This is a genomic window from Pseudomonas sp. Xaverov 259, assembly GCF_019352915.1.
GTDB lineage: Bacteria > Pseudomonadota > Gammaproteobacteria > Pseudomonadales > Pseudomonadaceae > Aquipseudomonas.
The window spans coordinates 151,031-166,340 of the sequence record NZ_JAAAFV010000042.1; the positions used below are offsets into that span (position 1 = coordinate 151,031).

Below are 15,310 nucleotides of genomic sequence, written 5' to 3' on the forward strand. Positions count from 1 at the left end.
GTGCGACCGTCGCCACCAGAGCGACGGCGTTTATAAGACAGTGAAGCCCTGCGGGGCGGATCTTCATGCCTGCCGCATGCGAGATATGCCGTGATGTCTGACGTTAACTGTGAGACCAGGCCCGTGCCTGCGTCGCTGCGTTGGCAGTTCGAAGCCTGTGGCGACAGTTGCATCGTGGTGGTGTTTGCCACGGCGTTCAGTGCGCAGGCAAACCGGCGTGCCGTGGCGTTAAGCGCCGCGCTGCAGGACTTGCAGGCGCGTGGAAAGCTGTGCGGTATCACGGATGTCGTTCCGGCACTGGTGACGGTCGGCGTGCATTATTGCCCCTACACTTTCGCAATGCAGTCTCCGCACTTAACGCCCTTTGACGCCGTTGCCCAGGTGCTGGAAAACGCCCTGCTGGGCCTGCAAAACGCACTTCGCACGCCCGCTAAACAGTGGGAAATCCCCGTGTGCTATGAGGGCGAATACGCGCCTGACTTGTTGCACATCGCCAACGCCTGCGCCATGACCCCAAGCGAAGTGATTGCCGCGCACAGCGGCCAATGGGTGGATGTGCTGATGGTCGGTTTTGCGCCGGGCCATCCTTATATCGGCATGCATCAACCCGCGTTGAAGCTGGCCCGCCGCGCGGTGCCGCGCACTGAGGTCAAGCAGGGCAGCGTGGGGTTGGCCAACTGCCAAAGCGTGATTTACCCCTCGGATTTGCCGGGAGGCTGGAACATCATCGGCCGCACGCCGTTGCGCCTGTTCACGCCGGCCAATGATCCGCCCTGCCTGCTGACGGGTGGCGATCAAGTGCGCTTTGTGCCGATCAGCGCCCGTGAGTTCGAGTCCCTGGCCGGAGTGCGGCCATGACAATCAAAGTGATCAGGCCCGGGCTGTTTTCCTCGTTCCAGGACACCGGGCGTACCGGCTTCCAGCATTGGGGCGTGCCGGTCAACGGTGCGATGGACCAGGACGCCCACGCACTGGCCAACCTGCTGGTGGGCAACCCGACCCGCGCAGCCAGCCTGGAAATCACCCTGCAAGGCCCGGTGCTGTGCTTTCAGGCCAAGGCCTTGATTGCCCTGGCCGGCGCCGACCTGGGCGCACGCCTGGACGGTGTGGTGCTCAAACCAGGGCATGCCATCTGCGTAAAACCGGGCGCGGTGCTGAGCTTCGAAAAGCGCGAATACGGTGTACGGGCTTACCTGGCCGTCAGCGGCGGTTACCTGCTGCAACCTGTGATGAACAGTGCCAGCACTTACAGCCGAGGCGGGTTCGGTGGGCTGTGCGGGCGCGCGCTCAAAGCCGGCGATGTGATCCCTATCTGTTCTTCATTTGCCAACCCGCCACGGGTGAATATTCCAGCCGGCTGGCTGCTCGACCCGTCAGCCAATGCCGTCTCGATCCGCGTGCTGCACGGCCGCGAATGGAGCGACTTTTCGGCGTCGGCCCGTCATGACTTCCTCAACGAGCCTTATCAAATGACGGCCGCCTCGGACCGCATGGGCTACCGGCTGGAAGGCGCTGCGCTGGACCTGACGCAGCCCAGGCAACTGCTCTCCGAAAGCGTGACCTTCGGCACCGTGCAAGTGCCGGCGGGCGGGCAGCCGATTGTGTTGATGGCCGACCGGCAAACCACTGGTGGCTACCCACGCATTGCGCAGGTGGCCAGTGTCGATCTACCCAAACTCGCGCAATTGATGCCGGGGGATGAAATTCGCTTCGCACTGATCGATTTGCCCACCGCGCAGGCATTGCTGGTAGCGCGTATGGGCTGGCTTAAAAAACGGGAGGCCGCCCACTCATAAACCTGCGTAGCCACCCAACAATAAAAACAGGAGCGCTACATGATCAAGCCTACATTCAACCTTCTTACTGTCGAGCATTAAAACCCCTGGTATCCCGGCGGGTTTACTTCTAGGTGGCGCAATCCACCTCAATAACTCAAACGACCCAAGGTCGGAGTGGAAGGTATTTATGTCTCGAGTGTTCTCTACTACAGCGCCATCGCCGCGTGTTAATGCGCGTGAAATAACCACCGACACCAGTGCCACAAAAATAGCCAGGCGCGCTGCGATCGCCGCCGCTACGGGCACGGCGGTGGAGTATTACGAATTCGGTGTATATGGCTTTATGGCGACGATTATCGCGCCGTTATTTTTCCCCAGTGATAACGCCGCTGCGGCGTTGTTGGCCACGCTGGCGGTATTCGGCAGTGCCTTTCTGATCCGGCCCCTGGGCGGGATTCTGCTGGGGCGCCTGGCCGACCGTATCGGCCGACGCAAAGTATTGCTCAGTACCGTGATCGGCATGGGCACCGCGACGGCGGCCATCGGCCTGCTACCAACCTCGGCCCAGGTGGGCATTGTTGCGCCGATCCTGCTGGTGCTGATCCGGCTGGCCCAGGGCTTTTTTGCCGGTGGCGAAGTCATCGGCGCGGCGGCGTTCCTGGCCGAGTCTTCGCCCAAAGGCCGTCGCGGGTTTTATGGCGCCTTCACTCCGGTGGGCGTGGCGATTGGCGGCTCGATGGCGGCAATCATCTGCGGCATTACCACCGGCCTGGTCGATGCCGAACAACTGCAAGCCTGGGCCTGGCGGATTCCGTTTTTCCTGGCCATTCCCCTGGTGATCTTCTCTTGCGTCATGCGCCACAACGTCGAGGAAACCCCGGAGTTCAAAGCCTTCCTGGCGGTAGAAAAACCACCCACCGCACCGGTCAAGGAGGTGCTCACCCAGAACCTGCCGGCTGTGCTGCGCGTGGTGGTGTTCGCTTTTGCACAGAACGCCGGCTACTACATCGGCCTGGTGTTCATGAACATCTACCTCACCACCTACCTGCATTTTGAAAAGGCCAAGATCTACTGGGTGATTGCCGGCGTCAGTCTGTGCATGGCGGCGATGATGCCGTTGTGGGGCGGGCTGTCTGATCGCATCGGGCGCAAGAAGGCCTTGGCGATTGGTTTTGTCGGCTATGCGGTGCTGGTTATTCCGATGATGGTGTTGATGAACAACAGCAGCCTGTTGATTGCGGTGCTGGCGTTTTTTGTCGCGACATTGCCGATGCCGGTGATCCAGTCGGTGGGCTATCCCACCTACGCCGAACAGTTTCCAACCCGCGTGCGGTATACCGGCATGGCGATCAGTATCAACCTGGGCGCGATTTTAGGCGGCGGGATCACGCCGTATATCGTCACCTCGTTGATCGGCTCGACCGGCAACCTGCTGGTGCCGGGGTTTTTCATGGCCGGGGCGGCGGTGTGTGCGTTGGTGGCCTTGACCACGCTGCGGGAAACCTCACAGGGTGACTTGCGGCGCTGAAACACTATGTCCGAATCTGTCCTTAAGTGGTCCTTCACCTGCCTGTTGCTTATCGACTGGCGTGCTTACCATGGCTTGCATCAACCACTGTGATGCAAGCCACAAGGACCTCTCATGAGCCGCAAAGCCCTTATCGTTATCGATGTGCAGCATTCATTCCGTCATTCTGCTTACTGGTCCGAAAATGACCTGCCATTGTTCCTGGAAAAACAGCAAGCGCTGATCGATGGGTGTGTTCAACAGGGCATCCCGGTGATACAAGTCTTCCATGTTGAAGACCAAGGGCACTTTTCGATGGCATCGGGCAATGTCAAAACCTTGAGCGAGTTGTCGATCAACCCCGACCTGATCATCCACAAGCGCTTTCACAGCGCCTTCGCCGGCACGCCTTTGGCTGCGCGGCTTACGCAGATGGGCGTGAGCGCGCTGATCATCAGTGGCATCCGCACCGAGCAGTGCTGTGAAACCACCACCCGGCAGGCGTCGGACAGCGGTTTCAGCGTGGATTTTGTCAGCGAAGCGACCCTGACCTTCCCCATGACCCACGCGCGCACTGGCCGCGAGTACAGCGCCGCCGAGATTCGCGAGCGTACCGAGCTGGTGCTGGAAGACCGCTTTGCGCGCATCGTCACCGTCGCCCAGGCCTTGGAGAGTTGAACCCGTGAGCGTGCCGGTGCTGTTCGTGCTGTTGCCCAATGTGCTGATGCTGGACCTGGCCGGCCCCGCCGAGGTGCTGCGCCTGGCCGCGCAAAGCGAGGACCCGGCAGCCCTTGACTTCGACTTGCAGTACGTCAGCCCGGTGCCGGCCCTGCAAACCTCCATCGGCTTGCCGCTGGCCGGCTTGGCGCCACTGCCGCCCAGCCTGGCGCCCGGCACGCTGGTGGTGTTGGTCGGTTCCACGTCGACGGTGAGCAAGGCGCAGCAACAGGCGTTCGAGTCGGCCAGCGACACCTTGACCCAATGGCTGCAAAACGTGTTTGCACCGTCGGGCCAGCGGCTGGTCTGCGTGTGCGCCGGCGCATTGAGTGCCGCCCGCGCCGGGTTGCTCGATGGCCGCCAGTGCACCACCCACCACGCACTGTGCGCGGCATTGCAGGCCCTGGCGCCCAAGGCCCGGGTGCTGGAAAACCGGCTGTATGTCACCGACGGCCCGGTCAGTTGCAGCGCCGGTGTGACGGCGGGCATCGACCTGATGCTGCACCTGCTCGCCGAGTTGGCCGGGCCACGCCTGGCCTGCAGCGTGGCGCGCGACATGGTGGTGTACATGCGCCGCAGCGGCGCCGACCCGCAGCTCTCAGCCTGGATCACCGGTCGCAACCACCTGCACCCGGCGGTGCATCGGGTGCAGGACGCCATCGCCGCTGCGCCCTGTGAGGCCTGGACCGTCACCCGCATGGCCGAACTGGCGTGTACCAGCAGCCGCCACCTGGCGCGGCTGTTCCACGAGCACGTGGGCATCAGCCCGCTGGATTACCTGCACACGCTGCGTATCAGCGTGGCCCGTGAACTGCTCATGGCGTCGAGCCTGGACATGGAAACCGTCGCCGAGCGCGCAGGTTTTGGGTCAGCCCGGCACCTGCGACGTATCTGGAGCAAGTATGCGGTAGGCACGCCTTCAAGCGGGCGTGTCGGCGCCGCTGGTTGAGGCTTGATCGGCCTCGGCTTCGAGTTTGGCGCGGTCGGCTTTGCTGATGTATTTATCTTTGCTTTTGGGCGCCAGTTTGGCGCTGGCCTTCTTGGCTTTGGCCTTGAAGAGCTGCTTGAGTTTTTTCTGGCGGTTCATGTGTCGGTGCCTGGTGGGTGAAGGCGCGGATGATATCAGGTTAAAAACCTGGGTCGCTTTTTAGCGTCAATCTGTGCATTGAACGCCCTGGGGTTTTACCAATAATCGGGCCGTGAATTCAGCACAAACGGAAAGCACCGATGAGCATCCACACCCGCACCAAACGCCTGACCGTCCCGCAGTTGGTCGCCATGAAGGGCCAACAGAAAATCGTCTCCCTCACTGCATATTCCAGCGCCATCGCCAAGCTGATCGACCCGCTGGTCGACTTCATTCTGGTGGGTGATTCCACGGCGATGGTCGGCTATGGCCGAGCCTCGACCTTGAGCATGCAGCTGGAAGAAATCATCGGCCATACCCGCGCCGTGGTCGACAGCACGCGCCTGGCCTGCGTCATTGCCGACATGCCCTTTGGCAGCTATCAGGAATCCAACGAGCAAGCGTTTCGCAACTGTGCCCAAGTGCTGGCGCGCACCGGTTGCGATGCGGTGAAGCTGGAGGCCAACGTGGCGTTGGCGGGCACCGTGGAGTTTCTGGTGGCGCGCGGCATTCCGGTGATGGCCCATGTGGGGTTGATGCCGCAGTTCGTCAACGTGATGGGCGGCTTCAAGGCCCAAGGGCTCACGGCCGAAACCGCTGCAGTGATTGCCGCAGATGCCCGTGCCAACCTGCAGGCGGGCGCCTTCGGCCTGCTGCTCGAAGGGGTAGCCGAAGGCGTCGCGCGGCAGATCACCCTGGACTCGAAAATGCCCACCATCGGCATTGGCGCCTCGCCTGCGTGCGATGGCCAAGTGTTGGTGACCGAAGACCTGTTGGGGTTGGGCGGCGAGCACCTGCCGCGCTTCGTCAAACAGTACGCGGATGTAGGCGCGGTAATTCGCGATGCCTGCGAACGGTTTGCCGATGACGTGCGCCATGGCCGTTTCCCTGAAGCGCGGCATTGCTACGGGCTTTGATCGATCGCCTCTGCCAATAGTTTCACGGCCTGGGCGATGTCCTTGCTCCAGTCGAGGGTGTAGCTCAGGCGCAGGTGCTGCGGCCAGGCGCCGTGCTGGCTGAACAGCTCGCCGGGGGCTATGACGATGCGCTGGGCCAGCAGGCGCGCAAACACCTGGCGCATATCAACCGCGTGCGGCGCCTGCAGCCAGAAGCTGGCGCCGCCTTGGGGCGCGATTACCTGCCAGTGTTGCTCCAGCAAGGCTTTCATGCCGGTCATGCGCTCCAGCAGCAGCGCCCGCAGCGCTTTCAAATGCGTGTCGAGGCGCTTGGAGGTGAGCAACTTGGCAATGGCCCGCTGCCGGATCGGTGACAGCCGAAACCCGCGCTCCATAAACACCCGTTGCAATTGCGCCGCGTGCCCGCGACACAACACATAGCCATACGGCGCTTCCGAGCCGATGACTTTATCGAAGGTCGAAAACACCAGCAGTTTCTGCAGGTCGGCGAAGTCGCGATAACGCGCCGGCAACGCCCCGAAATACAGCTCGCCGTAGGTGTCGTTTTCCAACAGCCAGATATCCCGCGCCGCCAGCCAGCAGCAGATCTGCTGCTTGTCCTGTGCCGGCATCACCCCGCCCTGGGGGATATTCACCGTCGACGACAGCACCGCCAGGCGAATCGGCTCACGCATCAGCACGCCTTCCAGCGCCGCCAGGTCGAAACGCCCGTGGGCGTCGAGGGGCATTTCGATCACACGAATCTTCGCCGTCTGCAACTGGCGCAGGATCGCCCACGAACAGGGTGACTCCACCAGCGCCACGGTGCCGCACAGGTCCAGGGCATTGAGTGCCGCATCCAGCACGCTGTGCAAGTCCGCACCGATATACACCTGGTCGGCCTGCCAGTAGCGGTCGGCGGATTGGGTGTAGCGCTCGGCCAGTGCCGCGCGTAGCTCGGGCTCACCGAAGGGTAAATAAAGCGGCGCGAGGGAGCGTGGGTGCTGGCGGGTCAGTTCACGTTCAAGCATCAGCAGCGGGTTTTCCAGCGACAACAGCATCGCCGGTGCATCGCTGCTCAAGGCAAGCATTCCCGGCTGGCGGGCATTGGTAAACACCTGATCGAGCAGGTTGGTGTCAGTAGATACTGGCGCGGGCATGGCCTTTATGAAATAGCCCTGTTTGGGCCGGGCGTAGATCCGCCCTTCATCCTCAAGCAAGGCATAGGCGTATTTGGTGGTGGACACAGATACGCCAAGGCGCTCGGCCAATTGGCGCAGGGACGGCAGTTTGCGCTCGCCTCGCGATGGGCTGGCGTCGATCAACTCGACCAGGTAGCGGTAGACCGCTTGATAGGCAAAGCCGGCGTCTTTGGGTTTATCCATGATCCTTTGCGCTGCGCAAAACGAAGAGGGCCTGCCAGTATCACCCAAGGCGATCTCATTTGCGCGCGTCCAGGGCTTAAACAGCCCACGGCTACGGCCCATTGGGTTTCAGGCAACCGATCATGAACAGGGCTAAAGGTTTAGTGAAATCGTTTCATTATCTCTTGCTCTAAGGCCAGCATACACTCCACCTTAATTATTGAAACTGTAAAGACTTGGGTCAAACGTCGGCGTGTTGCTAAAAGGCAAACAGTGAACTCAAGTCTGTCTCAACTTTTTAAGGTGCCAGGTGGTCATGAACAACGCGTTTGAATTTACGATTAAAAGTATTTGTTTTGACGAACACTATCGCCCCTCCGAAAACACGCGTATCACCACCAATTTCGCTAATTTGGCGAGGGGCGAGCGCCGCCAGGAGAACTTGCGCAATACCTTGAAGATGATCAATAACCGCTTTAACGCCTTGGCGCATTGGGATAATGCCAACGGTGATCGGTATGCGCTCGAACTCGAAATCGTGTCCGCCGAGATGCAGATCGGTGTTGAAAGCAATGGACAGGCGATTCCACTGATCGAAGTGTTGAAAACCACGATCGTGGACCGTAAAACCAACGAGCGCATTGAGGGCATCGTCGGCAATAATTTTTCTTCGTATGTACGCGACTATGACTTTAGCGTGGTGTTGTTGGGCCATAACCAGGGCCAGGCTGAGTTCAGCACGCCTGCCAATTTCGGCGACTTGCACGGCAAGCTGTTCAAGTGCTTCGTGAGCTCGAGTGCGTACACACGGAATTTCAAAAAGCTACCCGTGATCTGCCTGAGTGTTTCGAACACTAAAACCTATCATCGCACTGAAAATCTGCACCCTGTGCTGGGTGTTGAATACCAGCAGGATGAGTATTCGTTAACCGATGAGTACTTCAAGAAGATGGGCTTGAGTGTTCGCTATTTCATGCCGGCAAACAGTGCTGCGCCGTTGGCGTTTTATTTCTTCGGCGACTTGCTCAGCGATTACACCAATCTTGAACTTATCAGCACCATTAGCACGATGGACACCTTTCAAAAGATCTACCGGCCTGAAATTTACAATGCAAATTCCGTTGCCGGAAAACGCTACCAACCGAGTTTGAAGCATAAGGATTATTCATTAACACTCATTGTTTATGATCGAGAAGAACGTGGTCGGCTGGCGATAGAGCAGGGCAGGTTCGTTGAGGAAAATTTCATCAAACCCTATCACGCTGTGCTTGAACAGTGGTCCGCTCAATACGCCGCTTGACTCATCAAACGTACAAGGTTGTCCCTATCATGAAAAAGTTATTACCCACTTCTACAGCTGGCAGCTTGCCAAAACCCACCTGGCTTGCCGAGCCCGAGACGCTGTGGTCGCCCTGGAAGTTGCAAGGTGACGAATTAATTGAAGGCAAGCAAGATGCCTTGCGCCTGGCATTGCAGGAGCAGCAACACGCCGGGATTGATATCGTCAGTGACGGTGAGCAGACTCGCCAACACTTCGTGACCACGTTTATCGAACACCTCAGCGGGGTTGATTTCGAGAAACGTGAAACCGTCAGGATTCGTGATCGCTATGACGCGAGCGTGCCGACGGTGGTGGGCGCCGTTGCCCGGCAAAAGCCGGTGTTTGTCGAAGATGCCAAGTTCTTGCGCCAGCAAACCAGCCAACCGATCAAATGGGCGCTACCTGGCCCCATGACCATGATCGATACGCTGTATGACAACCACTATAAAAGCCGCGAAAAACTCGCCTGGGCATTCGCCAAGATCCTCAATGAAGAAGCCCGGGAATTGGAAGCGGCGGGCGTCGACATCATCCAGTTTGATGAACCGGCTTTTAACGTGTTCTTTGACGAGGTGAATGAATGGGGCGTCGCCACCCTGGAACGGGCGATTGAAGGCCTTAAATGTGAAACAGCGGTGCATATTTGTTATGGCTATGGCATCAAGGCCAACACCGATTGGAAAAAGACCCTGGGGTCGGAGTGGCGGCAATATGAAGAAGCCTTCCCCAAGCTACAGAAATCCAGCATCGATATCATTTCGCTGGAATGTCACAACTCCCATGTCCCCATGGACCTGATTGAGCTTATTCGTGGCAAAAAAGTGATGGTTGGGGCCATTGATGTGGCAAACCACAGCATTGAAACGCCCGAAGAAGTGGCCAATACCCTGCGCAAAGCCCTTCAGTTTGTTGATGCCGACAAGCTTTATCCGTGCACCAACTGTGGCATGGCGCCCTTGCCTCGCCACGTGGCAAGGGGCAAATTGAATGCGTTGAGTGCAGGTGCAGAGATCGTTCGAAGAGAACTCCTCAACGCGCGCTGAGCCAACATTGGAAGGGGTGTACGCAGTTGCACCCCCTGTTCAGGATTTACCATGTCATTTCCCACTACGACGGTCGAGCCACTGAGCTTTCGCGAAGCGCTCGGGCACTACGCATCCGGTATTACGGTGATTACCTCGCACCTGGATGACGAGCCGGTCGGCTTCACGTGCCAGTCGTTCTACAGCGTGTCGATGAGCCCACCGCTGGTGTCATTCAGCGTTATGTCCAATTCGGCCAGCTACCCCAAAATTCGCCAGGCCGGTCGATTCGTGGTCAATATCCTCTCGGGTGAGCAGGCCGGGATTTCCAATCAATTTGCCCGGCGCGGCACGGACAAATGGACGGGTGTCGATTGGCGGCAATCGCCGCTGGGTAATCCGATCATTGCCGGCAGCCTGCACTGGCTGGATTGCGAAATTCACGCCGAACACGTTGCCGGTGACCACTTGATTGTGATTGGTGAAGTGAAAGCGTTAAGCCTGCAAGAACCTGCGGCGGCGCAGCCCTTGCTGTACTTCAAAGGGCAATATTGCAACATCGCCGCACAGGTTTAATGGACAAGAGGAGGGCAGGATTTTGACCTGCCCCCCAATCACTTACTGGCGCAAAAACTCAAGCAAGTCCGCATTGATAACATCCGCGTTTGTCGTCGGCATCCCATGGGGAAACCCTGCATACGTCTTCAGCGTCCCATTCTTCAACAGTTTTGCCGACAACGGCCCGGAATCTTCATACGGCACAATCTGGTCATCATCGCCGTGCATTACCAGCACGGGGATCGTGATGCGCCGCAAAGCCTCAGTAAAGTCCGTTTGGGAAAACGCCACAATCCCGTCGTAATGGGCGATTGCGCAACCCATCATGCCTTGTCGCCACCAGTTCTGGATCACGCCTTCCGACGGCTTGGCACCGGGCCGGTTGTAGCCATAAAAAGGCCCCGACGGCACGTCGCGATAGAACTGCGCGCGGTTGGCTTTGAGTTGCGCCTGCATGTCGTCGAACACCGACTTGGGCAAGCCACCCGGATTGCTCGGCGTTTGCAGCATCAACGGTGGCACGGCGCTGATGATGGCGGCTTTGGACACGCGGTCTTCGCCATGGCGGGCAATGTAGTGGATGACTTCGCCACCGCCGGTGGAGTGACCCACATGGGCGGCGCCCTGTACGCCAAGGTGGTTGACCACGGCGGCGACGTCGTCGGCGTAGTGGTCCATGTCGTGGCCGTCCCAGACCTGGCTGGAGCGGCCATGGCCGCGGCGGTCGTGGGCGACGACGCGGTAACCGTTAGCCAGGAAGAACAGCATCTGCGCGTCCCAGTCGTCGGCACTCAGTGGCCAGCCGTGGTGGAAGAAGATCACCGGCGCGTCGCGTGGGCCCCAGTCTTTGTAAAAGATTTCAACGCCGTCCTGCGTAGTGACATACCCCATGTTCATCTCTCCAAAGTGATAGATCGGCCATCAACAGCAATGTGTTGATCGTGCGCCGTTGAACAAAGTGCAGCTCAACCGATGGGCGGCCACGCTTGGCTGCCGGATCACTTGAGGTTTACAGTCCGCGTCAAGGTCAATGAGTGTGCGGAGTGGAACATGAGAATAGGCGAACTGGCGAAACTCAGCGGGTTGGCGCCGTCACGCATCCGTTTCTACGAAGCGAGCGGCCTGATCAAGTCGGTGACGCGTAAGGCCAATGGCTACCGTGACTATGCGCCGGAGGCTGCGGCGTTGTTGCAACTGATCACGGGCGCGCAGGCGGCGGGGTTTTCCCTGGACGAAATCCGCCAATTGCTGCCGATGAATGCCAGCGGCTGGCAACACGAAGCGTTGCTCGTTGCCCTCAAGCGCAAGGTCGAGGAAATCGAGGTGGTGCAGCAACGCCTGGCGCAGAATAAAGCCCAGTTGCTGCGGGTGATTGACGGCATCGAAGGCAAGCCTGAGGGCGTGGCGTGTGCGGACAATGCGCAATTGTTACTCAACCGACTGCAGGACGAACGCGAGAAAGCCGTGCATTGACCTGAAAAAAGCCATTGACCTTAAAGTTGGCTTTAATCTTAGGCTGGTCCCACGCCAACTGAGGACTGCCCCATGAATCTGTTCGACCCCCTGTTGTTACCCAACGGTTCGACCATCAAAAACCGCATCGCCAAAGCCGCCATGGAAGAGAACATGGCAGACGCCGAGCAGGCGCCTTCCGCCGAGCTGTTGCGTCTCTACCAGGCCTGGGCCGACGGTGGCGCCGGCCTGATCATCACCGGCAACGTAATGGTCGACGGCCGCGCCATGACCGGCCCCGGCGGCGTGGTGTTACAAGATGACCAGCAACTGGGCAAGTTCAAGCGCTGGGCCCAAGTGGGCCGCTCAGGTGGCGCGCAGTTCTGGTTACAGATCAATCATCCCGGGCGGCAGATGCAGGCCAACCTGGGGCAACAGACCTGGGCACCGTCGGCTGTCGCCATGGACCTGGGCGCGTTATCCAAACACTTCAGCCGGCCCCAGGCGATGACCGCCGAGGTGATTGCCGAGGTTATCCAGCGTTTTGCGCGCGCCGCTCGCCTGGGCGAACAGGCCGGTTTTACCGGTGTGGAAATCCATGCAGCCCATGGTTATTTGTTGAGTCAGTTCCTCTCGCCGTTGAGCAATCAGCGCACAGACGCGTGGGGCGGCTCCCTGGAAAACCGCGCGCGGCTGTTGCTCGATACCGTAAGGGCGGTTCGCGCAGTGGTTAGCCGGGAATTTGCGGTGGCGGTCAAACTCAATTCCGCCGATTTCCAGCGCGGCGGGTTCACCGCCGAGGATGCCAAGCAGGTGGTTGAATGGCTCAACGACCTGGGTGTGGACCTGGTGGAATTGTCCGGTGGCAGTTACGAAGCGCCCGCCATGCAGGGGGACGCGCGTGATGGCCGCACCCTGGCGCGTGAGGCCTATTTCGTTGAGTTTGCCCACGACATCCAGACGGTCGCCAAGATGCCGGTGATGGTCACCGGCGGTATCCGTCGACGTCCGGTGGCTGAAAGCGTAGTGCAAGGCGGCGTGGACATGGTGGGCATCGGCACCGCGTTGGCGATTGATCCGCACCTGCCGCGTGCGTGGCTTGAGGGCAAAGACACCGCACCCGAATTGCCACCGATCACCTGGAAAAACAAAGCCTTCGCCTCCTTGGCCAATATGGCGCTGGTCAAGTTCCAGCTGCGCAAACTCAGCCAGCGCAAGCAGCCTGATCCCGGCGTATCACCGTTACGCGCATTGATCGAGCAACAACTGGGCAACGCTTTGCGCACGCGGCAGTATCGCCGCTGGATCGCCAAGCGTGGTGAGGTGGAATCAGGACGCGCTTAATTCTGCTGCCTGAACCTTCACCCGCGTCGCGCGCCGTGCCATCACCCAGGCCAACACCGGCGCCAGGGTAAACAGTGCAAACAGCCACTGTGCCGCATTGGCGATGCCGGCATTGCCGGTTGCGTCGTTGATACCCGCCACGTTGGAAATCACTCCCGCCAATGCCGCGCCCAGGGCCATGGCGAACAGCTGCAAGGTGGTGATCGACGCGGCGGCCGTGTCCTTGTCCTGCTCCGACGCCACTTGCAGGATGCGCGTCAGCAGGTGCGGCCAGCCCAGGCCGATACCGAAGCCGACCAGGAACAGCCCCAGGCAGATCGGCGCCAGCCGCGCCCATTCACCCAGGCTGGCCACAGGCGTGGTAATCGCCAACAGCACCAGCCCGGCGACGATAAACAGCGGCCCCGCGAGGATGGCGCGCTGTGCGCTACGGCCGCTCCAGCCGGAGCTGAGGATTTCCGACACGGTCCAGCCGGCCGCCATCAGCGCGGCCATATACCCGGCAACCAGCGGTGATTGACCATGCAGGTGTTGCAGAAAATACGGCATGAAAATCTCGCTGCTCATGCCGATCACCAGCAGGCAAGTGGTTGCATACAGCGCGCACAGCGGGGTGTTGAACTTCAGCGCGTCCTTGGGCAGCAGCCGTATGGTCGCGTTGGACTCGTGGCGGATCAGCACCCACACCAACACGGCGCACACCGCGATGCCCAGCAGGTTCCAGCTCGGTAGCGCCGACACGCTGCCCGCGCACACCGCCAGCACGGCGGCGGCCAACAGCACCAGCTGTGGCACAGGCAAGCGGCTGGCCGTGCTCGCCGTGGGATCGCGTGGCGGTAGCGCACGGTGGGTCAGTACCATATAGGCAAGGCTTATCGGCACCATGGCGCCGAAGGCAAAACGCCAGGCGTCCAGCTCGGCAAACACGCCACCCACGGCCGGCCCGACCAGCGTCGCCACGCCCCACATGCCCGACACCAGCGCCATTGCTCGCGGCCACAGGCGCTCTTCAAACACTAGTTGGATCATCGAGTAACACAAGGCTAGCAACATGCCGCCGCCCAACCCCTGAATCAAGCGCCCGGCCAGCATCACCGGCATGCTCGGTGCCAAGGCGCAGATCAGCACGCCGACCATAAAGATCAACGTGGCGACGGTGTATGCCAGCCGTGGCCCGGTGCGTTGCAGCAGCTTGGATGTGAGGGCGGAGCCGAGGATCGAAGCCACCACATACAGCGTGGTGCTCCACGCGTACAGCGCCAGCCCGCCGATTTCGGCGACCACCGACGGCAGAATGGTCGTGGCGATGTAAGTGTTGGTGGCATACAGCGCAATGCCGCCGGAAAGGGCGATGGAACGGGTGGCGTTCTTGCCCCGGAGTAACTCACTCCAGCTGCTGTCTTGGGTGTGCATCGACGATTCCTTGTGCCGCTGTCGGGCTTGAGTTAATTTGCCAAGCAATTGCTTTGAATATTGCGGTGAGGCACTTTATTTTGTCAAGAAATGACTTGGAATATTCCCCGGTGTCACCGGCGGATCGTTTGCTGCACCTGCTCAAGACCCGTGGGCCACAATTGGCCAGTGATGCCGGTGAGTTTCTCGGCACAACCGGTGAAGCGGCCCGCCAGCAGTTAGTGAAGCTGGCGGCCAGTGGGTTGGTCGAGGCTCACGCCGAAGTGCGTGGGGTAGGGCGCCCAACCCAGGTCTGGCGACTGACGGCGGCAGGGCATGCGCGCTTTCCCGACACCCATTCCGAACTCACCGTGCAACTGCTGCAGACCGTGCGCGAGACCTTTGGTGAAGAGGCCATTGAGCGTTTGATCGACGTGCGCGAGCGCCAGACCCAGGCGTTGTATGAGCGTGAGATGCAAGGCGTCAGCGGCCTCAAGGCGCGGGTCGAAAAACTCGCGGCGCTGCGCACGCGTGAAGGCTACATGGCTCAGTGCAGCGAGCAGCCGGACGGTGCCCTGATCCTGGTGGAGAACCACTGCCCGATCTGCGCAGCGGCGACCGCGTGCCAAGGGTTTTGCCGCGCAGAATTGCAGGTGTTCGAGCAGGTGTTGCGGGCCAAGGTCGAGCGCGTGGAGCATATTCAGTTGGGCGCGCGGCGGTGTGCTTATCGGATTCACTGAACGCGCCGCCGATTAAATGTGGGAGCAGGCTTGCCTGCGATAGCCATCGGTGTCTACACACCTATTGAAGGTATCCATATTCCCCTGTGGCGA

General features: G+C 60.1%; 16 protein-coding genes. 12 read left to right on the forward strand and 4 right to left on the reverse strand.

The genetic code is table 11. The annotated features are described in order from the left end of the window. The first annotated feature begins 123 nt into the window (after positions 1–123). The 5 genes from pxpB (at position 124) to K0H48_RS19000 (ending at position 4,951) form a co-directional block, all read left to right on the forward strand. Positions 124–858 (forward strand): 5-oxoprolinase subunit PxpB, encoded by a 735-nt coding sequence (gene pxpB, locus K0H48_RS18980; RefSeq protein WP_368862168.1) that lies wholly within the window; start codon positions 124–126, stop codon positions 856–858. Beyond that, a complete protein-coding gene (locus K0H48_RS18985) occupies positions 855–1,796 on the forward strand; it encodes a biotin-dependent carboxyltransferase family protein (protein ID WP_219268676.1) in 942 nt (313 codons plus the stop codon). Before pxpB ends, K0H48_RS18985 begins: the two co-directional genes overlap by 4 nt. Positions 1,797–1,965: 169 nt before the next feature. Continuing rightward, the gene (locus K0H48_RS18990; protein WP_219268677.1) at positions 1,966–3,306 is read left to right on the forward strand and encodes an MFS transporter; all 1,341 of its coding nucleotides are present in this window, start codon (positions 1,966–1,968) and stop codon (positions 3,304–3,306) included. A gap of 114 nt (positions 3,307–3,420) precedes the next feature. Then, the gene (locus tag K0H48_RS18995) at positions 3,421–3,963 is read left to right on the forward strand and encodes a cysteine hydrolase family protein (RefSeq protein WP_219268678.1); all 543 of its coding nucleotides are present in this window, start codon (positions 3,421–3,423) and stop codon (positions 3,961–3,963) included. A 4-nt stretch (positions 3,964–3,967) separates the two neighbouring features. Further along, positions 3,968–4,951 carry a helix-turn-helix domain-containing protein gene (locus K0H48_RS19000; protein WP_219268679.1) on the forward strand — a complete coding sequence of 328 codons (984 nt, stop codon included), beginning with the start codon at positions 3,968–3,970 and terminating at the stop codon, positions 4,949–4,951. Here K0H48_RS19000 and K0H48_RS19005 read toward each other — a convergent pair. After that, on the reverse strand, positions 4,922–5,089 hold the full coding sequence (locus tag K0H48_RS19005; protein ID WP_017136986.1) for a DUF2986 domain-containing protein: 168 nt from the start codon (positions 5,087–5,089) through the stop codon (positions 4,922–4,924). The two genes, K0H48_RS19000 and K0H48_RS19005, sit on opposite strands and share 30 nt — an antisense overlap. 140 nt (positions 5,090–5,229) lie before the next feature. Here K0H48_RS19005 and panB point away from each other — a divergent pair, with 140 nt between their 5' ends. Continuing rightward, on the forward strand, positions 5,230–6,045 hold the full coding sequence (gene panB, locus K0H48_RS19010) for a 3-methyl-2-oxobutanoate hydroxymethyltransferase (RefSeq protein WP_219268680.1): 816 nt from the start codon (positions 5,230–5,232) through the stop codon (positions 6,043–6,045). Here the strand turns inward: panB and K0H48_RS19015 are convergent. Then, the gene (locus tag K0H48_RS19015) at positions 6,033–7,409 is read right to left on the reverse strand and encodes a PLP-dependent aminotransferase family protein (RefSeq protein WP_219268681.1); all 1,377 of its coding nucleotides are present in this window, start codon (positions 7,407–7,409) and stop codon (positions 6,033–6,035) included. The genes panB and K0H48_RS19015 overlap by 13 nt on opposite strands. Positions 7,410–7,704: 295 nt before the next feature. Here K0H48_RS19015 and K0H48_RS19020 point away from each other — a divergent pair, with 295 nt between their 5' ends. From K0H48_RS19020 to K0H48_RS19030, 3 genes are read left to right on the forward strand one after another with little or no spacing between them, the layout of a single operon-like run. Continuing rightward, entirely contained in the window at positions 7,705–8,688 is a 984-nt protein-coding gene (locus K0H48_RS19020) for a DUF1852 domain-containing protein (RefSeq protein ID WP_219268682.1), read from the forward strand. 29 nt (positions 8,689–8,717) lie between these two features. After that, positions 8,718–9,752, forward strand: coding sequence for a methionine synthase (locus K0H48_RS19025; protein WP_219268903.1), 1,035 nt, complete (start codon positions 8,718–8,720; stop codon positions 9,750–9,752). Positions 9,753–9,803: 51 nt separating this feature from the next. After that, positions 9,804–10,307: a flavin reductase family protein gene (locus K0H48_RS19030; protein WP_219268683.1), complete on the forward strand. Its 504-nt coding sequence runs from the start codon at positions 9,804–9,806 to the stop codon at positions 10,305–10,307. Positions 10,308–10,349: 42 nt separating this feature from the next. Here K0H48_RS19030 and K0H48_RS19035 read toward each other — a convergent pair whose 3' ends face one another. Next, entirely contained in the window at positions 10,350–11,180 is an 831-nt protein-coding gene (locus K0H48_RS19035; RefSeq protein ID WP_219268684.1) for an alpha/beta fold hydrolase, read from the reverse strand. 159 nt (positions 11,181–11,339) lie between these two features. On the opposite strand from K0H48_RS19035, the gene K0H48_RS19040 reads away from it, so the two are divergent. Then, the gene (locus tag K0H48_RS19040) at positions 11,340–11,762 is read left to right on the forward strand and encodes a MerR family transcriptional regulator (RefSeq protein WP_219268685.1); all 423 of its coding nucleotides are present in this window, start codon (positions 11,340–11,342) and stop codon (positions 11,760–11,762) included. Between the two features lie 72 nt (positions 11,763–11,834). Next, a complete protein-coding gene (locus K0H48_RS19045) occupies positions 11,835–13,085 on the forward strand; it encodes an NADH:flavin oxidoreductase/NADH oxidase family protein (protein ID WP_219268686.1) in 1,251 nt (416 codons plus the stop codon). On the opposite strand, the gene K0H48_RS19050 is transcribed toward K0H48_RS19045, so the two are convergent. Then, entirely contained in the window at positions 13,071–14,498 is a 1,428-nt protein-coding gene (locus tag K0H48_RS19050) for an MFS transporter (RefSeq protein ID WP_219268687.1), read from the reverse strand. The genes K0H48_RS19045 and K0H48_RS19050 overlap by 15 nt on opposite strands. Before the next feature lie 95 nt (positions 14,499–14,593). Between K0H48_RS19050 and K0H48_RS19055 the strand changes: the two genes are divergently transcribed. After that, positions 14,594–15,217 carry a metalloregulator ArsR/SmtB family transcription factor gene (locus tag K0H48_RS19055; RefSeq protein WP_219268688.1) on the forward strand — a complete coding sequence of 208 codons (624 nt, stop codon included), beginning with the start codon at positions 14,594–14,596 and terminating at the stop codon, positions 15,215–15,217. Positions 15,218–15,310: the final 93 nt, after the last annotated feature.